Source organism: Sphingomonas sp. BL2 (assembly GCF_056680015.1).
The window spans coordinates 1-22,579 of the sequence record NZ_JBWXPL010000003.1 but is presented as its reverse complement, the minus strand read 5'-3'; the positions used below and the strand labels follow the sequence as shown (position 1 = coordinate 22,579).

25 protein-coding genes are annotated in these 22,579 nt (G+C 61.6%); 8 read left to right on the top strand and 17 right to left on the bottom strand.

Annotated elements, in window-relative coordinates; all coding sequences use genetic code 11:
• Positions 1-71 precede the first annotated feature (71 nt).
• From AC1ME3_RS19800 to AC1ME3_RS19780, 5 genes are read left to right on the top strand one after another with little or no spacing between them, the layout of a single operon-like run.
• Positions 72-1,301: an amidohydrolase family protein gene (locus AC1ME3_RS19800; protein WP_480956124.1), complete on the top strand. Its 1,230-nt coding sequence runs from the start codon at positions 72-74 to the stop codon at positions 1,299-1,301.
• On the top strand, positions 1,298-1,690 hold the full coding sequence (uraH, locus tag AC1ME3_RS19795) for a hydroxyisourate hydrolase (protein WP_480956123.1): 393 nt from the start codon (positions 1,298-1,300) through the stop codon (positions 1,688-1,690). The genes AC1ME3_RS19800 and uraH overlap by 4 nt, the downstream gene beginning before the upstream one ends.
• Positions 1,691-1,692: 2 nt before the next feature.
• On the top strand, positions 1,693-2,094 hold the full coding sequence (locus AC1ME3_RS19790; RefSeq protein ID WP_480956122.1) for an MAPEG family protein: 402 nt from the start codon (positions 1,693-1,695) through the stop codon (positions 2,092-2,094).
• A gap of 34 nt (positions 2,095-2,128) precedes the next feature.
• A complete protein-coding gene (locus AC1ME3_RS19785; RefSeq protein ID WP_480956166.1) occupies positions 2,129-2,623 on the top strand; it encodes a GlcG/HbpS family heme-binding protein in 495 nt (164 codons plus the stop codon).
• A complete protein-coding gene (locus tag AC1ME3_RS19780) occupies positions 2,620-3,510 on the top strand; it encodes a polysaccharide deacetylase family protein (RefSeq protein WP_480956121.1) in 891 nt (296 codons plus the stop codon). Before AC1ME3_RS19785 ends, AC1ME3_RS19780 begins: the two co-directional genes overlap by 4 nt.
• 35 nt (positions 3,511-3,545) lie before the next feature.
• Here the strand turns inward: AC1ME3_RS19780 and AC1ME3_RS19775 are convergent, their stop codons facing one another.
• The 16 genes from AC1ME3_RS19775 to AC1ME3_RS19700 form a co-directional block, all read right to left on the bottom strand.
• On the bottom strand, positions 3,546-4,196 hold the full coding sequence (locus AC1ME3_RS19775) for a TorF family putative porin (RefSeq protein WP_480956120.1): 651 nt from the start codon (positions 4,194-4,196) through the stop codon (positions 3,546-3,548).
• A gap of 89 nt (positions 4,197-4,285) precedes the next feature.
• Entirely contained in the window at positions 4,286-4,735 is a 450-nt protein-coding gene (locus AC1ME3_RS19770) for a hypothetical protein (RefSeq protein ID WP_480956119.1), read from the bottom strand.
• A gap of 780 nt (positions 4,736-5,515) precedes the next feature.
• A complete protein-coding gene (gene rnk, locus AC1ME3_RS19765) occupies positions 5,516-5,932 on the bottom strand; it encodes a nucleoside diphosphate kinase regulator (RefSeq protein ID WP_480956118.1) in 417 nt (138 codons plus the stop codon).
• Between the two features lie 384 nt (positions 5,933-6,316).
• Positions 6,317-7,063 (bottom strand): LPD7 domain-containing protein, encoded by a 747-nt coding sequence (locus AC1ME3_RS19760; RefSeq protein WP_480956117.1) that lies wholly within the window; start codon positions 7,061-7,063, stop codon positions 6,317-6,319.
• A 1-nt stretch (position 7,064) separates the two neighbouring features.
• The gene (locus tag AC1ME3_RS19755; RefSeq protein ID WP_480956165.1) at positions 7,065-8,867 is read right to left on the bottom strand and encodes a type IV secretory system conjugative DNA transfer family protein; all 1,803 of its coding nucleotides are present in this window, start codon (positions 8,865-8,867) and stop codon (positions 7,065-7,067) included.
• A complete protein-coding gene (virB11, locus tag AC1ME3_RS19750; RefSeq protein WP_480956116.1) occupies positions 8,857-9,870 on the bottom strand; it encodes a P-type DNA transfer ATPase VirB11 in 1,014 nt (337 codons plus the stop codon). The genes AC1ME3_RS19755 and virB11 overlap by 11 nt, the downstream gene beginning before the upstream one ends.
• Positions 9,867-11,066 (bottom strand): type IV secretion system protein VirB10, encoded by a 1,200-nt coding sequence (gene virB10 / locus AC1ME3_RS19745; RefSeq protein WP_480956115.1) that lies wholly within the window; start codon positions 11,064-11,066, stop codon positions 9,867-9,869. The genes virB11 and virB10 overlap by 4 nt, the downstream gene beginning before the upstream one ends.
• 1 nt (position 11,067) lies before the next feature.
• Positions 11,068-11,907 carry a TrbG/VirB9 family P-type conjugative transfer protein gene (locus AC1ME3_RS19740; RefSeq protein WP_480956114.1) on the bottom strand — a complete coding sequence of 280 codons (840 nt, stop codon included), beginning with the start codon at positions 11,905-11,907 and terminating at the stop codon, positions 11,068-11,070.
• The gene (locus tag AC1ME3_RS19735) at positions 11,904-12,596 is read right to left on the bottom strand and encodes a VirB8 family type IV secretion system protein (protein WP_480956113.1); all 693 of its coding nucleotides are present in this window, start codon (positions 12,594-12,596) and stop codon (positions 11,904-11,906) included. The genes AC1ME3_RS19740 and AC1ME3_RS19735 overlap by 4 nt, the downstream gene beginning before the upstream one ends.
• Before the next feature lie 415 nt (positions 12,597-13,011).
• Positions 13,012-14,016: a type IV secretion system protein gene (locus AC1ME3_RS19730; RefSeq protein WP_480956112.1), complete on the bottom strand. Its 1,005-nt coding sequence runs from the start codon at positions 14,014-14,016 to the stop codon at positions 13,012-13,014.
• 350 nt (positions 14,017-14,366) lie between these two features.
• Positions 14,367-15,077 carry a type IV secretion system protein gene (locus AC1ME3_RS19725; RefSeq protein WP_480956111.1) on the bottom strand — a complete coding sequence of 237 codons (711 nt, stop codon included), beginning with the start codon at positions 15,075-15,077 and terminating at the stop codon, positions 14,367-14,369.
• A 14-nt stretch (positions 15,078-15,091) separates the two neighbouring features.
• Positions 15,092-17,482 (bottom strand): VirB4 family type IV secretion/conjugal transfer ATPase, encoded by a 2,391-nt coding sequence (locus tag AC1ME3_RS19720; protein WP_480956110.1) that lies wholly within the window; start codon positions 17,480-17,482, stop codon positions 15,092-15,094.
• Positions 17,475-17,798 carry a VirB3 family type IV secretion system protein gene (locus tag AC1ME3_RS19715; protein WP_480956109.1) on the bottom strand — a complete coding sequence of 108 codons (324 nt, stop codon included), beginning with the start codon at positions 17,796-17,798 and terminating at the stop codon, positions 17,475-17,477. Before AC1ME3_RS19715 ends, AC1ME3_RS19720 begins: the two co-directional genes overlap by 8 nt.
• 84 nt (positions 17,799-17,882) lie before the next feature.
• Positions 17,883-18,257, bottom strand: coding sequence for a TrbC/VirB2 family protein (locus tag AC1ME3_RS19710; RefSeq protein ID WP_480956108.1), 375 nt, complete (start codon positions 18,255-18,257; stop codon positions 17,883-17,885).
• Positions 18,254-18,940, bottom strand: a complete 687-nt coding sequence (locus AC1ME3_RS19705; protein WP_480956107.1) for a lytic transglycosylase domain-containing protein — start codon at positions 18,938-18,940, stop codon at positions 18,254-18,256. The genes AC1ME3_RS19710 and AC1ME3_RS19705 overlap by 4 nt, the downstream gene beginning before the upstream one ends.
• A 493-nt stretch (positions 18,941-19,433) precedes the next feature.
• Positions 19,434-19,721 carry a hypothetical protein gene (locus AC1ME3_RS19700; protein ID WP_480956106.1) on the bottom strand — a complete coding sequence of 96 codons (288 nt, stop codon included), beginning with the start codon at positions 19,719-19,721 and terminating at the stop codon, positions 19,434-19,436.
• A gap of 92 nt (positions 19,722-19,813) precedes the next feature.
• Between AC1ME3_RS19700 and AC1ME3_RS19695 the strand changes: the two genes are divergently transcribed.
• The 3 genes from AC1ME3_RS19695 (at position 19,814) to AC1ME3_RS19685 (ending at position 21,777) form a co-directional block, all read left to right on the top strand.
• Entirely contained in the window at positions 19,814-20,695 is an 882-nt protein-coding gene (locus AC1ME3_RS19695) for a DUF7146 domain-containing protein (RefSeq protein WP_480956105.1), read from the top strand.
• Complete coding sequence (locus AC1ME3_RS19690; protein ID WP_480956104.1) at positions 20,692-21,291, top strand: thermonuclease family protein; 600 nt, start codon at positions 20,692-20,694, stop codon at positions 21,289-21,291. Before AC1ME3_RS19695 ends, AC1ME3_RS19690 begins: the two co-directional genes overlap by 4 nt.
• Positions 21,292-21,474: 183 nt before the next feature.
• Positions 21,475-21,777, top strand: coding sequence for a hypothetical protein (locus AC1ME3_RS19685; protein WP_480956103.1), 303 nt, complete (start codon positions 21,475-21,477; stop codon positions 21,775-21,777).
• Positions 21,778-21,819: 42 nt separating this feature from the next.
• On the opposite strand, the gene AC1ME3_RS19680 is transcribed toward AC1ME3_RS19685, so the two are convergent.
• Positions 21,820-22,579 (bottom strand): HNH endonuclease signature motif containing protein (locus tag AC1ME3_RS19680; protein WP_480956102.1); only part of this gene is annotated, 760 nt, incomplete at its 5' end.

Sequence of the window (22,579 nt, the reverse complement as noted above, 5' to 3'; positions counted from 1 at the left end):
TCAAATATCTCATTCGTAAATGCGGTCAAGCGCGCCCACTTGCAGATTTCAATAAGTCAAGGACCGCTGATTTGCGTGACGCCGTCGCACCCTGCCTGTTTCGAAACGCTCTGCTGAAAGATGGTCGGATCAGCGATCTGGCCGTGTCGGACGGTCAGTTTGTTGAGCGGGCATCGCTGGCCGCCAGTGCCGATAGCATCGACCTGGCAGGGCTTCTGGTCCTTCCCGCATTGGTCGAAGGCCACATCCATCTCGACAAGAGCTTCGTTGGCGATGACTGGCGTCCGCATCGCCCAGCCGAAAGCCTTGGCGAACGCCTGGATATCGAGAAGCGGCTGCTTGCGGATGCATTACCGGTCACCGATCGCGCGCATGCGCTGCTGGCGCAGGCGCACGGTTTCGGCACGGTCGCGATGCGTAGTCATGTCGACGTAGATGCCTCGCTCGGCCTGGACAATCTGCATGCGGTGATGGCGGCGTGCGAGCCGTGGCGGGACCGCGTCGATGTCGAGATCGTCGCGTTTCCCCAGGCCGGCATCCTTGCATCCCCCGGGACCGCCGATCTACTCGATGCGGCCGTTCGGGAAGGGGCACGCGTAGTCGGCGGACTGGACCCTTCGGCGTTCGACGGTGATGCCGACGCGCACCTCGACGTGGTGTTCGGCGTGGCGGAACGGCACGGCGTGAAGATCGATATCCACCTCCACGAACCCGGTAGGCAGGGGATCGAGCAGCTGCGCCGGATCGCTGCGCGAACGACTGCGGTTGGAATGCAGGGCAAGGTTGTCGTGAGCCACGCCTATGCGCTCGGCGATGTCGGGCCGGACGAAGCCGCCCGCACGGCCGATATCCTAGCGGAAGCCGGCGTAGCGATCATGACGAATGCGCCGGGTGACCGCGCCTTCCCTCCGATCAAAATGCTGCGTGCTGCAGGCGTGCGTGTGTTTGCCGGCAACGACAATATCCGCGATGCCTGGTGGCCGTATGGCGATGCCGACATGCTCGGGCGGGCGATGATGATCGGGTATCGATCAAGCTTCTTCACCGACGCCGATCTCGCGACCGCGCTGGATATGGCTACGACGGATGCAGCATCGGTACTGGGGCTCCGACGTTACGGCTTGGCTATCGGTGACGAAGCGACGTTCCTCATAGTCGATGCAGAAAACGCCGCGTCTGCAGTTGCCGCTCCGCCGCGCGACCGTCGTCTGATCCAGCAGGGTGCGATCGTACCATCAGGCACATCGCGGCTCGACACCCTCTTTTCCCGATACGACACTCAGCAAGGATATCGCTTATGAAGGCCATCGCTCTCGCTCTACTGCTCGGCGCAGTCGCCACCCCCGCCGCGGCAGCCGACATTTCCACTCACGTTCTTGATCTCGCCCGGGGCGTTGGCGGCAAGGCCGTGCCTGTAACCCTCTCGAAGCGTGCGGATGACGGACGCTGGCAAAAGGTCGGCACCGCTACCACCGATGCCGATGGCCGCGTTCGTAGCTTTGGGGATGCCAAGTCGTTCGACACCGGAATCTACAAGCTCCAGTTCGACATGTCGCGCTATCCCGATGCGGCAGCGAGCCCGTTCTTTCCGGAAATCACGCTGACGTTCCGCGTGATCGACAAGGCGGGTCACTACCATGTGCCGGTCGTTGTCAGCCCCTATGGCTATTCGACCTATCGGGGAAACTGAGTGTGACGGGCATCACGCTTCCCGTCACGCTCGCGGCAGCGGCTTCCCTCGGCACTATTAGCCTGTGGCTTGGCCTGCGGATCTTCCGCATGCGGTTGCGCGACAATGTGCTGATCGGCGACGGCGGTGGGGATGTTCTCGCTGGACGGATGCGCGCGCATGCCAATCTGGTCGAATATGCACCGTTTGTCCTGGCGCTGATGGCGCTGATCGAGCTCGCCCGCGGGTCCAGCCTGACGCTTGGCGTCACCTGTGCGATATTTGTTGTCGGCCGGATCGCCCATCCGATCGGAATGGATCTGCGCCGCTCCAACGTGCCGCGAGCAGGCGGTGCGATCCTGACATGGCTAGTGCTGGCGTTCCTCGTCGGCTGGGCTGTGCTGATCGCAACCGGCGTCGCCTGATGCGCCTCCGCGCTAATTATTCCTGAAAGGTCACATCACGGTGTTGAGTCTCGTCATTCTGCTGCCCGCGGCAATAGCCGCCACAATACCCGCAGTACCGCTGGAGCGTAAAACCGTATCGCTGCCGCTGGCCAACAGCCTGACAGGTGCCGCAATCGCTTCGTGTCGTAAGATCGGTCGGGAGTCTGTGGTCGCAGTGGTCGATCGCGGCGGAAACCTGGTCTCGCTCCAGCGCGGCGACGACATCGGCCCGCACAACACGGTCGCAGCTCAGCGCAAGGCGTTCACCGCCTTGTCGACCAAGGCCAACACGACCGTACTGGCTGAGCGCGCAGCGACCGATCCGACGTCTCGTAACCTCGTCACCATTCCCGAACTGCTTTTGTTAGGCGGTGGCATGCCGATTGTCGTTGATGGTGACGTGATCGGGGGTATCGGCGTCGCCGGGTCAGGTGGAGCCGCCAATGACGAGCGCTGTGCGACCGAGGCTATCGCGCAGGTATTGGGCAAAGCGAGGACTCGTCCATGACGGAGCTGCCACATCACGGCCGGTATAAGTACGTCCCGATCGTCGGCCGCCCCGATTACAGCTGGCCGGAAGGACGCCGTCTGGCGGTGTACCTCGGCGTGAATCATGAGGTTTTTGCCTTTGGCGACGGGATGGGCGCAACCCTGGCCCCGTCCAAGACCGATCCCGACGTTATGAACTTCGCTTGGCGCGATTACGGCAACCGCGTCGGCGCCTGGCGTTTCATGGAGATGTTCGACCGGCTCGAACTGAAGACGACGGCGCTCGTCAACAGTGCCATCATCACGCGGTGCCCGGGGCTTGCGGAGGCGTGCCGGGACCGGGGCGATGAAATTGCCGCGCATGGACGCACCAATGCACAGGCAGAGGGCCACATGAGCGAAGACGAGGAGCGCGAAATGATCGCGCGTACGCTTCAGGAATTCGAAGCCATCGGCGTCCGCCCCCGCGGTTGGCTCGGGCCGTGGATTTCGGAAAGTGAGAATACGCCCGATCTGCTTGAAGAAGCTGGGTTCGATTACGTCCTCGATTGGGCACATGACGATCAGCCGACACGACTGGAGACGCGGAGCGGCAAGGGGATCCTGTCGATCCCGTATTCTCAGGAGATCAACGACATCCCCTCGATCATCGCCCGGCATCAGGAGGCCGACATGTTTGCCGGCATGATCGAAGACGCGGTCGAACAACTGCTAGGCGAGTGTGATCGCCGCCCGTTGGTGCTGGGGATCGCGCTTCATCCCTACATCATGGGGCAGGCGCACCGTACGCTGCATCTCGACCGTGTGCTAACCCGGCTGAGAGAGGCTGCCGACCCGCGCATCTGGTGGACAACGGCTGGTGCCATCGCGGATCATATGACGAAGGGACCAGGCAAGCCTTCCTGATGGGACCGTCTCACTAGTATCGAGAATCGCGGGCTTTAAAAGTCATAGCGTATTCTACCGAGTATCCGATCACCGGCATGCGCAAGGTCCGCGTATGGACCGGCAAAGTCGGCGCGACCAATGTCTGTCCCGAGATAGTCCACTGCCAGCGTCAGCGGCCCACGCCGATGCTCCGCACCGAGACGCCAGTTTGCATAACTGCCAGCAGGGCGAAGACGCTGTACTCGAACAGGATCGGTCGTGTTTCCAGAGGTATGTCCAAGCCCGGCTACCAACGTGAAGGGCGTGCCGGGAACGCCGGCGTTCGCATTGGCGTAAAGATACAGATTGCTGCCGCCGATTGCGTCCTGGGAAGGCGCAAAATCGACACCTGCAGTCAGTTGCGCTGGCCCATAGCTATACGAAGCGGACGTACCCACCTCTGCATAGTCCATCGTATCACGGGCGCCCGTGAAAAGATGGCCGGTCGCTCCAGTGCGCATCTGGAAGGAACCCAAATTCCAGGCAGTGGCAAGTGCGACGTCGATCACGGCATCGGCCCCGGCGTGGCGTTTCGAGCTTCGTGTTGTCGCAGCACGACCTGATACTTCTACGGGACCAAGCAGGACCAAGGCATCCGCAGAAAGAGCAGCGCGGCCTTCACTCCAACTCAACCCGCGCCTCACTTCGTCATTGCTCAGTTCCACTCCCGCCGATGGTGAGTTCTGAGCAACGGCGGAATGGGGCGACGTGGCGATTGCAGTGGCTAACGTAAAAGCGCTGAACGCTGCTCGTTTCATCCTGCGCTAACTGCTCCGTGAACGCGGTCTAGTTCTGCGCGAAGAACCTCATGATCTTCTTTTGCGACCGATATTATGTGACGATCTAGGTCGAAAGTTTGACGCGCAACATGATCGGCGATGGAGGCATGGTGCGTGCTGCACCAGCCGGTACGGTTACCGCTGGCGACGCCTTCTCGAACAAAATTCCGGGTCAGCATCGTGCCCGACGCCGCCTTTGCTTCGCGCGCAACAATCATGTCAGCTTTCCATTGACAGCCAAGTGTCGAGGGACGCCCCCCTGGGGTGACCGCGCCCACCTGCTTGTGGCTGATCTGAACCGCGCCACGATAGCGCACATCCACCGGGCCGCTTTGGTGATCTATCCGCGTCGCGTGATTGACTGTGGCTGTGGACACGATTGCCGAGAGGCCGAGGGCCAATCCTGCTGCCATTATGTACGTCATCGTTCTCTCCTAGTGGCGTCCCGGCCGATGCTGGCCGGTAACGGGAATGTTGTACTGTATCATCAATTATAACAACCGAACTGGCCCTTTGTTGCCTTGGCATAAGAGCAGTATGCGACTTTTTTAGGGTAGCAGATTCAGTATCAAGCTGATGAGATAGAACATAATTATTGACTTATTTGATAGACGAAAACACGCAGTATAATAATACCGGTATACCAATAAATATTATCATCAGCGTCAGGTTTGCATTCATCAGGTAGCTAGTAATTCTTTCACTCTTGGTTGTTTCGGGTTTGAATCCGTCGTCTGTATAAACCTCCTCTAATTCCAATGTGAACTTATTGGAAAAGAAGCTATCGGGTCTTGCTCGTAAAAAGACAGTCTTTGGCCTGTCTTCGGTAGTGTTTTCGTGATTTGAAAGGTTCCGATTATCCGGATTTGACGTATCGTCTGACATGGTGCGATTTCCGCTTACTCGAGATCGCGGACGCGCTTCGCGCGTCAGCGGGATCAGATCGAATGAAGCCCGAACTCAAGCGGCAAATGTCCGCGAGCTCGGGCTAGCGGCGTGCGGCGAGTTGGCCAGCGTGATCCATGAACCGCTGATGTGTTTCGGGCCGCGGCATAAAGCGATCGTCGCGATACGCTGGATGAGTGTCAGATCGACGTAGAGCCCGGCCGCCTAAAGCAGCGGAAACTGTCTCACGTAGAGGGGCATCATAAGCCCTGCTGTCATCCCCGGTGCAGTTGCGACGGCTGAGTTGCTCGATCATGGCCTCAACCCTCTCTGGGCGGAGTCACGCTCACGATGCGCAACACTCGGTCACGGCCGTCGCGATCGGGCCAGCGGATCGAAGAGCCGGCAGTCATACCGATCAGCCCAGCGCCAACCGGAGTCAGTATCGAAACGCGGCCCGCAGCTATGTCCGCATCGCGCGGATAGACGAGTTGCACGATGCGACGCGCGCCAGTCCCCTCATCGATGAAATCGATCCGCGAGTTCATCGCTACCGTCTTCTCGGGCAGTTCGCCCGGCTCGCATAGCTCGGCGCGATCAAGCTCGGCCAAAAGCATCGCTGAGGAATACGGGTGCCTGTGCTCGGCTCTCAGCGCCAATTCCGAGAGCGCATCACACTCGCCAGCGGTAAGATGAATTGTCGGACGATTATTCGCCACGAGGGTGTGCTGTTCCATTGCAAGTATCCGCCATTCGAGATCGGAAGCGCACACAGCGCGACCATAAGGATCAGATCGAATAAGGCCCGAACTTAGGCGGCAGCGCCGTCCAAAGCCCGGGCTACGGGCGTGCGGCGAGTTGCCCGGCGTGGTCGCGGAAGCGCCTGTATGTCGCGGGAGCGTTCATATTTAGAACGTGATGTGTGCAGCAGGTTACGTCAACCCTTAGCCGTTCTATCCAGCGAGTGGTGTCACAACCGGTCGGTTGTGACACCCACCCCTCGGATCAGCTTTCCGCGTATCTCAGGCGGTCAGAAACACCTGTCAAATATCAGCCTTCAGGGTGTGCCACGTGGCACACCTAACATCGACGCGACCGGTTTCAGATCGGCGTAGGCTGCCTTAGCGGCCCCCGATCGTGCGGGACTTCTGCAATATCTGATCTTGGGCCATTTCGCGGACGCGCTGGGCCTGTTGCTGCTTCACCTCGATGCCGGCGATCCGCTCGCCGCGGCTGATCCGAGCCGCCACGTCCTCTTTGCGCTCGGCCACGAACTCGCGCTGTTTTACAGGCTGGTCTGGGAATCGCCCTTCTGCGACCGTCGTGGCGAACGCGACGTGGCTTTGCGCCTTGCGCAGCTCGGGGTCTTTCGCGTTCTGGACGTCGGTCTGCCGGCGGAATCGCTCGGCCAGATCGACGCGCGGGTCGACCTGTTCTTTGCCATCACGAGCTTGGTTAGCGGTGCGGGGCGTCGGTTGCTTCACCCCCGACACTCTGGCCTGCCGGGCCTGTTCGCGAGCGGCAGCGGCTTTGGTTTTCTCGTCGGGCTGATACCCGTCGATCCTGATCCCTTGCGCCGAGGCGGCAAGGTAGGCGGCGCGCTTGAACTCTTCGTCACCGGTGATTTTGAGCGACGTCCACCCGTTTTCCTTCGCGAGCCTCACAAGGTCGGGCAGTGACTCCGGACCCTTCGCCTTGATGCGATCGGGGGTTATCGTCGCGATCGGCTCTTTGTCGTGCGCGCTGCGATAGAGTTTATTGCCGACGCGCAGGAAGCGGGACTCGAGATCGGCCGGGACTTCCATCGGCCGCCTACGACGGTTATCGGCATCGATGCCGGCGCCGGCAGCTTCGACCTTCTCAACCATGTCACCGCTCCTGTTCGATTACACCAACGACTTCGTTTCCGCGCTGCTCGGCCGACACGTCGATGAGCATGTCGGGATGGTCTTCCGTCACGACGCAATCCATCGCAAACGACAGCGGGTCCGGATCGGTGAGCTGGTCGAACGTCGGCATCGCGCACTTGGGAAGATCCTCGTCATCGCGAACCGTCTTCGGGATAGGTGGCACCACCGGCGCCGCCATGACGCGGCTGCGAAACAGCCCGTCCGCATAGAACCGTATCTTGTCCCCGTGGATCGGCGGGATGCCGCCTCGTAGCAACAGCAGTTCGCCGTCCGGAAACTGCATCAGTTCTTGCGGGAGCAAGAGAGCGCGGCGCTGGTCCGACATGGACTTGGAACGGTTTGCCAGGGTGCCGTGGATCGTGAGCGACTTCGTGACGGATTCCTGCCCGACATAGCCGATGCGCTCCGACAGCTCGTTGGCGACACGCAGCTCTTTCGGTGTGAACGCGACCTCGACACCGCAGTTGGCAACGATTTCGTTCGCGACATGCTCGCCATAGACCGCGCGGAGCTGCGATCGGGACTGAATGACCGGCAGGAGGCGGATGCCGTAACCGGCGACGTAGGAGAAGGCGCTGGCGATCACCTGCGCACGGCCAATCCGAGCGAACTCGTCGAGGATAACGAGAACTTGGAGCGGCGTTTCGCTATCCGGCAAGTCACGCACGTTCAGGTCGATGAGCTGTTGGAACAGGAGATTGTAAAGCGGCGCGACGCGATCCAGCTCGTCGGGAGACACGCCCAGGTAGATCGACATGGGCTTGGTGCGCAGCTCGCGCAGATCAAAGTCACTTTCTTCGGTTGCGGCATCGACCCGTGGGTTGAGCCACAGGCTCAATTTCGAGGTAACGGTCTGGACGATGCCGGCGAACGTATTGTCCGCCCCCGATGTAAAATCGGCAAGCGCGTTACGGCACCCTTGCGACAGATTGAGCGCGCGATCGTCGAGAACCTTGCGGAAGTAACCGCGCGTGTCGCCGGTCGTCATCAGGCGATAGATCGAACCGATTGTGAACGGCAGATCGGCAACCGCAAGATACGCACCGACACCAACAAACGCGGTCCGTGCCGAATCCGTCCAGAACGGCTCCCCCCGCTCGGGTGGGACGAACAGCATAGTCGCAATCTTCTGTAGCTCGATCACCACCTGATCGGGATCGAGGCGATCGATATAGCCGAGGGGATTGTAGCGGGCGGTGCGGCCTTCCGGGTCGGTCGGGTTGAAGAGATAGACGGCCTGTCCGAACTTCCGTCGGAAGCCGGCCGTGGCGTCCCAATTCTCGCGCTTCACATCGAGGACAACAATGGACTCCTGCCATGACAGGAGGTTGGGAATAACGATCCCGACACCCTTGCCTGAGCGGGTAGGTGCCTCGACAATGCAATGCTCGCTCCCCCCAAAGGTCAGGAACTTCCCGCCTTTTTTACCGACGACGATTCCGTTGTCGGCGCGAAAGCCGGCGCGCCGGATTTCCCCTTCCTTGGCGAAGCGAGCGGCCCCGTGGAGCGGGGGCTTCTGCTTCAGTAGCCACCACAGCATGATCCCAGTCAGCACCAAGCCGACGACCATGCCGGCGCCGAACGCCTTCAGCACGACTGGATCGTGGCGATAATACCAGAAGAACGCTGGCATTTTGAACGGGTCGAATTTCGCGCTTGGAAGCCCAAGATAGATCCACGCGACGACGCTCGCGACAAAGAAGGCGAGGACGATCGCAACCGGGATGCCGGCCGCGAGGATGGTGCTCCGTTTAGGCTGCATGACGCCCTGCAGGGTCATAGTAGATCTCGGTCATACGGAACTCACCGTCGACCTTCTTCATCTGGACCACGACGTCGACGAGGATTTTCAACAGCGAGCGTATGTCGTCGCGGGCCAGGTCCGCTCCGCCCTCGCTTTCCTTGACGAGCAGCGTCAGTTGCTCAAACGCCAGCTCCGCCGAGTCCGCGTGAATTGTGGTGATCGAGCCGGGATGGCCACTGTTGACGTTGCGCAGATAGAAAAACGCGGTGCCGTCGCGCAGCTCTTGGAGCAGGATGCGATCGGGCCTCATGCGCAGGGCGCTTTCCAGCAGCTCCTTGGCCGTCACCTTGGCGGTGCCGGTGCCGTCCTTGCTATAGATCATATGGACCACGTTCTTGTGCGGCACGACCAGTTCGCGCGTGTCCTCGATCGTCAGCAGGCGTTCGTTTTCGGGGATGAGCTGGATTAGCCCCTTTGAGAACGTCGTCTTGCCCGAGCCGGTCGCCCCGGAGATGAGGATATTGAGCCGGCTGCGCACGGCCATCTCGAAAAACTCGACGTGCCGGCCAGCGTGGAGCAGCCCAAGCAGGCGTTCTTCGACGGTGCTGACCCGCTTGCTCGCGACCTTTGTATCCGTGAACAGTCCGCTCGCCTCGAAATCCTGCATCGAGAGCGTCTTTGTCGACGGCTTCCGCACCGTAATCGACACGGTGCCGTCGGGCACGACGGGCGGCATGACGAGCTGGACGCGCTCGCCGGTAGGGAAAACCGTCGAGCAGATCGGATTCTCGCGCGTCACATCCTGCGACGTGAAGGCAGCCGCTGCGCGCGCCAGTTGGTTGAGCGCATCGAGCGTGAGATCATCCTCGCGCTCCCAGGTCCACCCGCCGCGCCGTTCCACGCCGATAAGCGTCGGTTCGTTGATGACGACTTCTGTCACCTCTTCATCATCGAGATAGCGGCGCAGCGGCCGCACGGCATGATCGAGGATCGCCGTGTTGCGGAAGGCCGCAACGGTCATCGAAGACCGAGCCCGTAAACCTGCGAGAAGTCGAAATCCTTAGCGACGGTGATCGCCATCTCGGTCCCTTGATTGACGCGAACGATCGGCCGGATTTGCTGTGTGTCTTGAAGCACCGACGACGTGGTATCGCCGGGGGTACGGAACACGGTCGAGCCTTGCGGGCTGACCGCCTGGCCGGCGATCTGCCCGCCCGCATCAAGGACGCTGAACAGCAGCGCCGCCCCGAACCGTTGCCAGAAGAACCGATCGATCTTGCCGGTGATGCCGGCACGGCCAAGAGAGTCCGACGCCGGCGAACCAATGTCGATCGCCACGCCCCGCGGCGTGACGGCCCGTGTCCACATCGCGAACAGCCGGTTTTGCCCGCGCTGCAATCCGCCCTGATACTCGCCGAAGACGCGCGTGCCTTTCTCGAGCAGCACGACCCGGCCGTTGTCCGAATAGATATCTCGCGGGATCACGCATGTCGTGTAGCCGGGGACGGTGCTGTCCATCGCCGTCTGGAGGGTGCAGGGAATGATCGCCCCGGCCGTGACGAGATAATTACGATCACCGATCATCCGCGCCGTAGCGGTGCCGATCGCCGAGGTTTGTTTGAGGGTGTCGAGAGCTGTCGCCTTGGGGGGAGCGTTCTCGTCATCGCCTTGCGCACTCGCGCCGACGCCGCCATTGGCGCCCTGACCACGGCCGACGCCCCCTTGATCGCCGTTGTAGGCGATGAGCGTCGAGCGCCGCGCATTGTCGCGCAACGCGCGTGCGTCGTTCGCGCGACGCTGCGCTTCGGTCGCTTCCCGCGTCTGCTGTTGCGGCGCCGTCGACGATCCATAGGGCGTGATAGGCTGACCATCGGGGCCGATCGCCGGGACTTGCTCGCCGGCGAGCTGCACCGGCGCGTTGGGATCGCGTGGTGCCGCCGCAAGTGTCGGGGCAATCACGGTGTTGGGATCATAAGGCGCTTCGACCGCAGCGGGCGCTTTTTTCGGTTGGATCGCTTGCTGGTTGCCCGAGCCTGTGACGAGTGTCAGCACCGTAAAGATACCGGCAGCGCCGAGCGCTGCGCCGACGATCACCTTCTTGTTATCCCATTGCGAGGCATTGAGGGATGGGATGCGGCTCGGTCGATCGGCCGCGGGCGTGCGATCGATCTCCCCCATGTCGGGCGTCGCATCGACGTCGAATCTCTTGTCGGACACGTCAGTTCTCCGTCGTGCGTTCAACGACTTCCGAGGCTGTGTCCGTTTTGGGATCGCGGCCGTAGAAGTTCGGGCTTTCGTTGTAGATGCACAGCACCACCTTACCCCGGCGCAGCCGCATCTCTTTGTAGACGCCGTGGATGACCACGAACTCGTCCCGCACATCGAACGAGGCGGTCGCCTCGCTACCGTCCGGATTAACGGTGAAGATGGCGGGGATCTCACGCTGGTTGGGAAAACGGAGGACCGTGAACTGCCCGTTGTCGCTGACTTCGGAGGGTTGGAGCGCCGACGAACCTTGAACCTTGTAATTCAGGTTACGCTTGCCTTCTAGAACACCGATGTCGAGCGCCGCCTTGATCGCGCCATTCTGCGCGGCAAGTGCGGCCGTGAGTTGCGCACGCTGCTGCGCGAGGCGGGCTTGCATGGCCTCATAGTCCGGATAACGAAGCCGGACCTTGAAGAACGTCCCAGGAGAGCGTGCGCCAGCGACGGCAGAAAGCTCGAAGGTGTAGTTGCGCTTGGTGCCCTGAAAATCCGTGACCACGATCAGATTTGTCGCCCCGGCACGCTCGCGCGGCTTCACGAACAGCGAATTGTCAGCCGGCGCGACCTCCCACGACACGGTATCGCCCATCGCGACGAACTTGATGACCTCGCCTGCAGCGAACTCGATCTGTGTGGCCGTCCGGAACGCGCTCCGGATTTGGATGACGTTGCCGTCGGTATAGTTGACCTCGCGGATGCGATTATCGGCGCCGCGCTGAATCGGTGTTTGGGCCAGCGCCGGCGCTGCCGACAGCGCGCCGATCGCCGCGGCCAGGAGCAGGATGGGTTTCATCGGGTCGGAACCTCCGCATCAGCTCGGTAGGATTTCACCTGAAATCCGAGCGGGTTTGCATACCGGCCGGACTCCGTTTCCGGCTTCGACAGCACATCGAACGTGATGGTCGCGATGGCAGGCGTCTCGATCACCTGCTGGTCGCGCTGCAACCGTTTGACAAAGCGCACCTGGGCGACATTGGGCGAGATGAAGGCGACAGAGCGGATCGCCACGAAAACCGCATCGCTGGCGGTGAGCTGGTTTTGCGGCGAGTCCGGATTGTCCTTCTTGTAGAAGGCCGTCCAACGGTTCTGTTCCTCGCGCGACGAGAGCGCCAACACCTTGCGGTAGAACTCTTCCCGGGCTTGCGGAATCCACCCCTCGCGCGTCCGTACATAGTCGGCGAGGAAATACTTACGGATCGCCTCATCATAGGTGATCGATTTATCGCCGCGCAGTCCTTGAGCGACTTCGGTCGCGCCGGTCGATTTATCGACGGTGACGACGTAGGGAACGACGGTCTTCAGCGGCGAAAGCGCCATGACCGATCCGACACTGACGATCGCCAATGCGCTTGTCACGCCGGCTACGATCCAGGCCACACGCCGCGAGCGCGTTGCGGCCACGAACCGATCCCGATCCCAGCTTTCCGCTTCCGCGAAATATGCCTTGAGGTCTTCCTCTTTGTCTTTGACACCGATCGCCATGTCAGCAGCTCGCGTATGAGGTCGGGAGGGCCGCCATAGAGCCGGCTCCTGGCCCTATCGCGCTGATCGCCGGCACCTTGTCGCCTTGCGACGTGTCCGGCCCTTGTGGGGCAGGCGCCGCGCTCGCCGGAGGAAACAGGTTGGTCGTGGGAGGTGCCGACCGGACTGGCGCGCCTTGAGGGCTAGGTGTGCCACGTGGCACACCCGCCCCATTTGGCGACGCCGCAGCAGCGGGGGCGGAGCGATCCGGCAGCGTCGGGAGGATCGTGCCGTATAGGTTTGCCGGACGCTTCTGCCGCCCGTTGCAGCGAGGCAGCTTGTCATCCTTAGCCGCCGCGGCCGGAACGGATGGGGTGAGGCTCGCGAGAGCAAGAACCGCCAGGGCAGAACCGAACTTCATTTCCAATCTCCTGATCTAGCTTGTGCGGCGAAGAGTGCCGCCCCCGCTGCCCCCGGCGCTGGGGCGGCCCCTCGCGAATGCGGAGCTCGCTATCCTGCCCGGCGCAGCCGACAGCGCCCGACCAGCGGCAGGGATGATGTTCCCGGTCGCGGCGTGTGCGAACTGCGTAGCAAGAGAGGCGCCACCACCACCAAGACCAGCGGCGAGGCCCGGTATCTGGAGGAAGAAGAAGAACCCCAAGATGTAGAAGGCGATGGCCTTCACCGCGATTGCGACGATATCGGTATTACCCGCCGTCGCTTCCGTGATGAACGTCTCCCCGGTTTGCTGGATGAAGACGGTCAGAAGCAACGCGAACGCCACGAGCATTACGTAGCTAATGACCGATCCGAGCCAGGCGAAGAAGAACGACCTTGTGGACTCGAAAAGCAGAGCAGCAACGAACAGCGGGCCGACTACAGCGAGCAGCGCCAGTGCAAAAAGCGCGAACGCGCAGATCGTAAAGCCCAGGGCGGTCGCCAGAAGGGCAAGAACCATGATGACTAGGCAATAAACGCCGGTGAAAAATATCTCGATGATGTTGTTTGGCATACCGATCAGGTTTCGACCCGCGGCAGCGGTCTTCATGTCCTGAATCTGCGTGATGCGATCGACCGTTTGTGCCGACCCCTTGACGATGTTGTCGAAGAAGCCGCCGAGGCCGGTGACGTTGGGACCTCCCACGGCATTGGCAACGTCCTGAGGAAGGCCGTTCATCGTGAAGAGGCTGATAGATGCGCCGTAGAGCGTGGTTACAGCGAACACTAGAGCCGCCAACTTCATCCCTCGGAACACGAACTCGCGGAATGGATAATCGACGGCACCTCGCAGGATCGCGATGCCAAGGAGGATGATATAGATGGTGACGCCGACCCGAAGCGGCCCGGAAATCCAGTCGACCATGCCGGAGTAAGCAGCAATAATGCCAGCAAGAGCATTATTTAGCGCGTCGAACATCCGAGTAAAGACGTCATTACCCACGTCAATCGTCCTTAAAAAACGCGCTGAGGCGACGGGCTAGATGCCCATCTCCTTTCGAAATTTTGCTCTTTGCTCGGTCGATCGAATATATTCGTTCGCACCTTCCGCGTTGTTGCAGTTGGAGACGATGACCGAAGGCCATGATCCCACGGGCCGTTGTGATTGCTTCCATGCCGCGCAAACTGAATTGATCGTCTGCAACTCGGCTCGATGCGCGATCAGGTATTGAGTATCGCGTAGGGGAAGATCGGAGCGCAGCCCCGATGCGTCTTGCTCCTTTTCTGACTGTGTGCAGGCCACCAGTCCGCATAGGAGCGCGAGGGGGAGGGCAAGGCGCGGGAAACAGGCCATCAGTTCAGGCCCATGTCCCGACGGAACGCGGCGCGGCTGTCCTGCTGCGAAGCAAGATACTTCTGGTAATCGCCTTCCGCCTTCGCGCGCCGTTGAATCTCGATCGCTTGAAGCGCCAGTTGATCGTTCATCATTTGCGCCTGTTCGAGCTGGAGCCGCGCCGTCATATCGGCGCGCTCGGCTGCCGAGGTCGATCCATTGAGGCGGGTACGAAGCTCTTCCAGGCCCTCGCGCCGGCTCGTTACGGCGTCGCCGACGTTGCTCGCGAGACCGGTAGTTACGGCCGCCTCTCGCGCACCTTGTTCTGATGCCGCGCGCTGCTCTGCTGTGGCCGTTGGCGAGACGCGGCCGATCAAATCCTGATAAACTTCGTTCGCCTTGCCGCGCAGCCCGCCTATGACGTTGAGATCGCCGCTGGTGTAGCCGCCAAGGCTGTTCGACGACACGTTGCTGGTGCGTAGAACGTCGCTCTTCAGGCGGTTGGCGATGTTGCCAATGTCGGTCGCCTTGTTGAGATCCTGGTAGAGTTTCTGCGCTTCCTGGATTTGAGCGGCGCCCTGCTGGAGAACCTGCACGCCCTGCCGGACCTGTTCGATTTGCTGGACGATCGACGACGTGTCGATGACCGGAATACCCTGTGCGTGCGCCGACCCGGCGAGCATGGACGCTGATCCTGCCAGCGCGACGGCGAAAACTTTCAAGCTACGCATGTCCCTTCTCCTTCTCAGCTTGGACGACGACGTTTGTGGAATACGGGGAGCCAAGCCGCGGGATCGGGGCCGAACTCCGCTGCTGCCGCGACGGCGATCGACGTCGTTTCCGCGCGACCCGACAGGACCGCCAACTCGTCATCGAGTCCGGTCAGGTCCAGCTCGACCACAACGCTGTCATGGCCTTGCTTGACGAGGAACTTGCGGGATTCTGGCGACAATTCTTCGCGGATGAGCTGATATTCCGCGTCCGTAAGCGAGAAGCCCTCAACATAGTCGCGGCGCGCGCCCTTGGGATTGGGGAGCATCACCTGGGTCGCGACTTGTTCGAGGATCGAGTGCGCAATGTCGCTCTTGAGCGCATCGGCAGGCGACTGTGTGGCGAACACCATCATCGCGTTGCGTTTGCGGTATGTCTTCAAGCCGTCTTGCGCGAAGCCCCGGAACGCTTCGTCCTGTAACGCCTTCCAGAACTCGTCGATGGCGATGATCGTCCGCTCGCCGGTCAGCATCTTGTCGATGCGATGGAACAGGTAGAGCATCACCGGTGCGCGGATCTCGGCATTGTCGAGGAAGTCCGTCATGTCGAACCCGATGAACCGCGCATCGAGCGTCATTTCGTCCGCTGTGTTGTCGAACACCCACCCCATCGCACCGCGCGAAGTCCACTTCTCGAGACGGGCGCCGATGCCGCCAGCGTCCGCCATGCCAAGCATGGTCCGCAGTGCATCGAGCGAGCGATCCTCGCGGGGGAGCCGCATCACCGCGGCCACGCCCTCGTCGATCATCCGCTCTTCCTGAACCGTGATCGGGCGCTGTTCTGCACGGACGAGCTGGCGCACCCACAGCGACAGCCAAGCGCGATCCTCCGCATTGTTTTCGAGCGCCTTGAGCGGCGCGAAGCCCGTCGGTGTGCCGTTGGCGAGCGTCAGATACGTGCCGCCCGAGGCCAGGACGAAAATCTGCGCGCCGCGATCCTTGTCGATGAATATCTGGCGCGCGCCCGTCTTCTCGGCTTGCGCCATGAGGAAGTTGACGATGACCGTCTTGCCCCCGCCAGTGGGGCCGACAACCAGCGTGTGACCGATGTCCCGCTTATGGAAGCTGAAGAAGTAGGGGCTGCGCGCGCTCGTTTTCATCAGCGCGATCGCATCGCCCCAATGATTCCCGGCAGCGAGGCCGGCAGGGTAAGTGTGGAACGGCGAGAACGCCGCGAAATTGAGTGACGTGATCGGCGCCGGTCTTGCCCGCCACGCGAAATTGCCGACGAGCTGGCTCCAATACGCGGCTTCCAGCGCAGCGCCCTCGCGCGCCGCCACCATGCCGGTGTCGGCGAGCGCGGCACGCGCGATCGACAGGTTGTCGCGCAGCCCCTTGAGGCTGTCGGAATACACCGCGAGCGTGAAGTGATGATCGCCCAGAACGAAGCGGTTGGACATGAGATCGTCCGCTGCGTCGACGAGATCGAGCATCTGACTGACGGCGCGATCGTCGGCGTTCTCCATCTGCTTTTGGCGAAGCCGGAACCGCTCCGATGCCGCGGCGCGGCCGAGGAAGGTGAAAGATTGCGTCAGCACGAACCCGAAATCGACCGCCAGCAGGGACTCGAATTGGCGCGGCGTCGTGAACGCCGGATATTCGCGGATGCCGAAGATGCCGCCAAAAGCGCTGCGATCGGCGTCGCGGACCTCGACCGTCTCTCCGCCGAAGATCACGCGCTGGCGATAGAGGGCGCTACCGAGGTGGCCCCGGATGATCGGGACGCGACGATGCCGGCCCGTCATCACCATTTCCGCGACCTCCATCGTCTCGGAAAACTTGAGGCCGTTGAACCCGTAGATCGACAGCCGGCGCGGCGAGCAGCGATCAAGCAGCTTCTCGAAATCGCGCGCCTTATCCTCCAGCAGCTCCAGCAGATCGGCGTCGACCTCGTCGGCTTCCGTCCCTGCCTTCGCCTTGCTCTTGAAGAGCTGGACCAGCTTGTCGGCGCCGTGAATCGCGGGGCGAACCACCAGCGTCACGAAGAAGCGGTTGATGAACATCCGCTCGCGATTCATGCGTGCGAAGTAAGCCGCATCGAGATCGCGCGCGAAGCGCGAGCGGAAGTTGCCGCCCGGATATTGCTCGACGCGCGCGCGGACGAGATGCGTCCAGATCGACAGGCGATCGTCATGCAGGTTGCGAAGCATCCCGTTGAGCTTCGAGTGCCAGTCGTTCAGATCGCGCACATCGGCCGTCTCGAAGGCGCGACCTTGCAGCTCGAAAGTCAGCATGATCGCGCCGGAATCGAGCGCTACCACCTCGTCGTTGACGTGCCGCGCATAGGGCAGGAACTTGGTCGGCAGCACTTCCTTGAGCGCGACCTTTAACGGCACCTGGTCGGAGAGGCGGTTTGCCTTAGCCATTGCGGCCGAACCCCTTGCGCTTGATGCCCTTGAGGGGGAGCGGCGTGTAGCTCGAACCGCCCCAATATGCCCGGTTGCGGTTCGCCGCCTTGGTGCGACCCCACAGGAAGATCAGCCGGAAGGCGTTCACGTCGTGCCGCACGATTAGGCGTGACAGGCCGAACATTACGCCGGCGTTGACCGCGGCATAGACCGGATTGTTGAACCCGATCAGGATGCACACCGAGGAGATGAGGATCAGCACTGCCGCCTCGATCGGGATGCCCGCGAACAGAGCGGGCCGTGTCACCGCCAGGAACAGCGGGTTGCGTGTCATTGTCTCCCGATCTTCGTCCACGCTCGATACTCCACACGAAAAAAGCGGGAGCGGGGCGCTGACCGCGCCCCGCTCCCTTGACGATCAGCCTCCACCGCTGAGCTGGGTGACGATCCACGGTGCCGAGAAGATCAGCGCGATGCCGATGATGACGGTGACGAGAGCGCCGGTGTTGACGCGGCCGGTCAGCCACCCGAACCCGGCCGCGATGATCGCGAGGATCGCAACGGTGCGCAGGAGGCCGTTACTGAGCAGTCCCAGGACCGCGGTGCCGAAACTCTCGAGATTGGTCTGAGCGAATGCAGGCTCGGCCGACAGCAGCGTCGCCAGCCCCACCATGCCGAACATCGACAACAGCTTGCCGACCTTGCGTTGACGAGGTGTCATCGCCTCGACGCGCATGGTCACTCTGGATCGAAGGGCGAGCGCCGGCCCACCGATCGAAGATGCGAGATTCATCGTTCTTCTCCTTCTCCGGCGAGACGCGCTCGCTCATATTCCGCCTTCGCAAACACGTCCCAAGCTGACGGCGGTGGGGGTGGCGCAGCTTTCGACTGCCCCGCGACGGACGTGTTTTCTGCGACCAGCGCGGCGAGCTGCGCAGTCGCGCTCGCCGGGTTGGAATCATTGGAGCCGGAGAAGGCGGCCACCTTGACCGCTACGGGCTGGATGCCGTCGGATATGCCGGCGTTGCCGACCACCCTTCCGACATAGCCGTTGTTGAAGCCACGCGACTGCGACCCGGTGTTATACATGGACAGGGCAATGCGAAGCGCGCGTTGGGGGTGCAGCCCGGCGCGAACGCTATGGTAGTTGCCGGAGATGACCGCACCGGCCGCGGCGATGTTCGTGCAAGGCTCGAACACCGTGTCCCACGTCAGGCCGAGCGCCTTCATGTTGCGGGAGTTGATCTGGCCGAGGCCGAGATCGACTGAATACCCCTTGGCGACATAGAAGCGCGCGACCTCGATTGCTTGCGCAACACTCGTCGGCTGCGCGACCTTGCTGCCGAACCCGTTGACGCCGATCGCCAACTCATTGCCGCGGCTTTCCGTCTGGACGATCGCCGCAATCGTCTCGGGTGCCACATTTGGCGCGCATTGCGCCGCGAGACCCATGACGACAGCGGCGGGGAGCGTCATTACCGCTCCAAGGTACTTGAGCCGAGGGGCGACCCCGGTTGTGCCGTGGCCTCCGCCTGTCCAACCTGCGCTTCTGAAGGCACCGTGTAACGAGTCCGGGTGCCGTCCTGCATCGTCATGACGACGTAGCCAGGCCGTCCATTCTTCGGCTTGGTATAGTCCGCCTTCCGCACACCGCCCGCGCTACAGGTCGGGAATCCACCCCCGAGACCGAGATGCGTGATGAGCTTGCGTATCGGTGGGACGCACTCTTTGAACTGCATCCATCCACCAGGATTGCTCGCGCAAAGGAGGACTTCGCAGGCCCAAGTGTTCTCGGCTCGGGCCGGAGATGCCGTGGAAAAGGTCGCGACGAGAGCGCAGCCTGCAAGGGATGAACATAAGCGATTTGCCATGTTTTCACTCCTAGAGTGGCAACAAGCTAAATCGCTTAAGCGGCTTTGCCTAGCCCGAAAATGACCAAAGTTTCATACGCGGAAAACAGCCCGTCCCGTCAAAATGCCTTTTCATCGCGCATCCCCGGCTCTGGGTGGACGTGAACTACGCCCTCGTACCCGTAGCCGATAATAATGTGACGAATGGCGGAAGATGCCTTTTTATACAGGCGAATACGCTTCTTGTCGTAAAGGCCGACATGGAACAGCGCCGTACCGCGCCAGCTCACGCGCACGTTGATATGCCACTTGCTGCAGTGACGTTGGCACACGTGAACGTCAGTGATCGTCCCTCCTGGTGGGCGCAGCGTCGTCAGTTCGCGTTCAAGCAGCAGTTCAAATTCCATCCTGTTTCCTCAACGTGATTTATGCACTTTTCACTGGCGCTTTGCATAATCGCTGGGTAGCGTTTACGTGTCCTGCACCAGGGGTGTCTTAGATGGCCCAACGTCAGACTGCCACGATTGAGGACCAGGCCGACCGCATCGTCCGCCAGCTCGGCGGGAAGTGGAAGGGCGATTTCGCCATGTGCCGGTGCCCAGCGCACGCCGACAGCACCGCTAGTCTGTCGGTCCGCGTCGGCGAGCGCGCCGTGCTGTTCCATTGCTTCGCCGGGTGCGCTGCCGATGCGATCATGGCGGCGCTGCGCTCGGGCAAGATCCTCGCGCCCGTCGACCACGACCCGGGCCAGCGGCAGGAGGGCAAGGCCGACCACAACAAGGTCGCGTTGGCGGTGTGGCGACACGCAGAGCCTTACGCCGGCTCGCTTGCCGATCGCTACTTGCGCTCGCGCGCGATCATCCCCGCTGGCATCAACGCTCGCTATGATCCACGCTGCCAGTTCGGTGCCGGCGCCGCCAAGGCGTATGCGCCAGCGCTGATCGTCCCGATCGAAGAAGACGCCGGCGTGGTCGCGATCCATCGGACCTTCCTCGCGCCCGACGGGCGCGGCAAAGCCGACATGCCCGAACCCAAGTGGATGCTCGGCAATCCCGGCAGCGGAGCGGTCCGATGGGGTGGCATCCCAACAGACGGCGTGCTGCGCCTTGCCGAAGGTGTCGAGGACGCCGCGAGCGTTATGAACATGCTCGGTGCTGACTATTTCGTATGGCCCGTGCTGGGGATCGAGCGGTATCAGGCCGTCGCCATCCCCGAGAGCATCCATACCGTCGTCATCTACAGCCAGCATGGGGGCGAGGCGGCGCGCGCTATCGCACGCGCCACCCCGCACCTGACGGCCAACGGCCGCCAGCTCGTCAGCAAGCTGCCGCCCCATGCAGGCGACTGGAACGATCTGTTGCGCGAGGTCCGGGGAGTATGAAGCTCTTTCCCGGAGTGACGCCGTTCCAACGGTGGATGATGGGAGCGACGTTCGTAATCGTTGCAGTATATTCGATCACGCAAAACAAAGAGTCGATCGTTGAAGCGTCTCAGACGAGGCTTACGTCGCCAAATCCCCGAATTATTGATGGCGATACAGTCGATTTTACGAATGGGCGGGTGCGGATTGTCGGGATCGATGCACCCGATGACGACTTGCCCTTGCTGAAAAAGCTGTCGAGTGATGCCTTGAGGAGGCTGACGTTGCGCGATGGTGGCATGGATTGTTCAGTATCGATGTTCGATTACGCTTTGCGGCATGAGAACCAGTGCCGGACGAATCCGAAGAGCTACGGGCGGTTGAACCTAGCATGCAGATTTCCAGCCAACAAAGCCAGTGTCGGAGCTACGATGGTCGCCCAAGGGTACGCGGTCGATTACCGAGTTTATTCAGGCGGCGCTTACGTTGATTTGATGCGAAAAGCGGCAGCGCAGAGAGCAGGACTTTGGGGTGTCGATTACGAAGGGATGCGAAAACTTGCGGTGCGTCAGGCCCAGGTGCCGGAAGGATGCAGTGTAGGTACGATCAAGAAGTGATCGGGGCCTGCCTTCGGCCCGCGCTCTATTCCGCGGGGCTATCGCGCCGCTCCACGGAACCCCGCAAGCGGGTTTCCGCCCATACGGGTGACGATCGACTTGGCTGGCAAAGACCGCGCAGACGGGCGGGCGTTGTATGTTCGGGGAATGAGATCGGTGCTTAAGCCCGGCTCCCCGGCCGCAGTGACAATCGGCAGATGGGGGATGGCCGTCTCCCTCGTCGTCGGCACGGTCGTCACCGGGCGCGTCATCCGCGACTTCCCCTACCTGCTCCCGAACCGCCTCCCCGGCCTGGTCCTCTACGAGCTGGGGCCGGGCTTGGTCCTTGCGTTTGCGATCGGCGCTGGCGTCATTATCACCCGCGACAGCGGCCCCCGCTTCGGTGCGCCAACGCGGCTCGCGCTGTTTGCGCTCGCCGCGACCGTCGCCGGCGTCGCTGTGCTGGCTTGGGAGTATGCCGAGATCCTTCAGCGGCAATGGATCTAGCTCGACCGCGAGGGTGTGCCACGTGGCACACCCTTGGCGAGGTCAATTCTTGTATGTCGAATTGCAGTAGGGATGCGCTAACTGCGCGTTCTTTCCGTCTGCGCCGCCACCGTCCTGCTTCCTCACGATGTGATCCGTGCTGATCGAGTTACGATGAAGTAACCCGCTGCAAATCCCGCATCGCGCCCCGTTTTGAACCAGTTCGATGACAAAGGCCGCTGATTTGGTGGCAGTGCTGAACGCCTTTCCGCCCTCACCATCACCACGGATCGGGGCTGGAGTGGCGAAAAACCGGAACCGCTTATCGCTCGACATACTCTCAATAATCTGAGGGTCGTCCATCCCCGCCCAGAGCCCTTCGAGCGTGAGCCATAGAAAATCCTCGAGCGCAGGGCGGCTTTTCGCGCCGGCGCCTTGGCTTTTCACGATAAGCGTAAACGCCTCTTTGTGCGCAACGAGGAAATCCTCGAATGGTCGACGCACTTTAATGAAATCGTCTAGCTTGGAGGACTCGACCAGCTTCTTAACAAGCTGAAGCACTGCGAGAAACGCTACGGGCTGGAACGCCCCTCCACGCGTATAGAAATACACCAAGGGATGAAGGCCAAGCGACCCGGGCGAGGTTGTCGTGATCCGCTCAATTCTTTTGCGAACCGCAAACAAATACGTAAGCGTGAGTTGACCGTCCTGATCGTCGACTAGGGGTTGCTTTGGTCCGACACCGTTCACCAGCCCAATTAAATCAAACACGAAAGGTAATGAGCTGTATCCTCTACCACCTACCGGGACGTCTGACGTCTTG

What these genes read in the sequence shown, in the direction of transcription:
- uraH (WP_480956123.1), top strand. Translation starts at nt 1,298, where the DNA reads ATGAAGGCCATCGCTCTCGCTCTACTGCTCGGCGCAGTCGCCACCCCC.
- AC1ME3_RS19780 (WP_480956121.1), top strand. Translation starts at nt 2,620, where the DNA reads ATGACGGAGCTGCCACATCACGGCCGGTATAAGTACGTCCCGATCGTC.
- AC1ME3_RS19770 (WP_480956119.1), bottom strand. Translation starts at nt 4,735, where the DNA reads ATGACGTACATAATGGCAGCAGGATTGGCCCTCGGCCTCTCGGCAATC.
- rnk (WP_480956118.1), bottom strand. Translation starts at nt 5,932, where the DNA reads ATGGAACAGCACACCCTCGTGGCGAATAATCGTCCGACAATTCATCTT.
- AC1ME3_RS19760 (WP_480956117.1), bottom strand. Translation starts at nt 7,063, where the DNA reads ATGGTTGAGAAGGTCGAAGCTGCCGGCGCCGGCATCGATGCCGATAAC.
- AC1ME3_RS19755 (WP_480956165.1), bottom strand. Translation starts at nt 8,867, where the DNA reads ATGCAGCCTAAACGGAGCACCATCCTCGCGGCCGGCATCCCGGTTGCG.
- virB11 (WP_480956116.1), bottom strand. Translation starts at nt 9,870, where the DNA reads ATGACCGTTGCGGCCTTCCGCAACACGGCGATCCTCGATCATGCCGTG.
- AC1ME3_RS19740 (WP_480956114.1), bottom strand. Translation starts at nt 11,907, where the DNA reads ATGAAACCCATCCTGCTCCTGGCCGCGGCGATCGGCGCGCTGTCGGCA.
- AC1ME3_RS19735 (WP_480956113.1), bottom strand. Translation starts at nt 12,596, where the DNA reads ATGGCGATCGGTGTCAAAGACAAAGAGGAAGACCTCAAGGCATATTTC.
- AC1ME3_RS19725 (WP_480956111.1), bottom strand. Translation starts at nt 15,077, where the DNA reads ATGCGTAGCTTGAAAGTTTTCGCCGTCGCGCTGGCAGGATCAGCGTCC.
- AC1ME3_RS19720 (WP_480956110.1), bottom strand. Translation starts at nt 17,482, where the DNA reads ATGGCTAAGGCAAACCGCCTCTCCGACCAGGTGCCGTTAAAGGTCGCG.
- AC1ME3_RS19715 (WP_480956109.1), bottom strand. Translation starts at nt 17,798, where the DNA reads ATGACACGCAACCCGCTGTTCCTGGCGGTGACACGGCCCGCTCTGTTC.
- AC1ME3_RS19710 (WP_480956108.1), bottom strand. Translation starts at nt 18,257, where the DNA reads ATGAATCTCGCATCTTCGATCGGTGGGCCGGCGCTCGCCCTTCGATCC.
- AC1ME3_RS19705 (WP_480956107.1), bottom strand. Translation starts at nt 18,940, where the DNA reads ATGACGCTCCCCGCCGCTGTCGTCATGGGTCTCGCGGCGCAATGCGCG.
- AC1ME3_RS19700 (WP_480956106.1), bottom strand. Translation starts at nt 19,721, where the DNA reads ATGGAATTTGAACTGCTGCTTGAACGCGAACTGACGACGCTGCGCCCA.
- AC1ME3_RS19695 (WP_480956105.1), top strand. Translation starts at nt 19,814, where the DNA reads ATGGCCCAACGTCAGACTGCCACGATTGAGGACCAGGCCGACCGCATC.
- AC1ME3_RS19690 (WP_480956104.1), top strand. Translation starts at nt 20,692, where the DNA reads ATGAAGCTCTTTCCCGGAGTGACGCCGTTCCAACGGTGGATGATGGGA.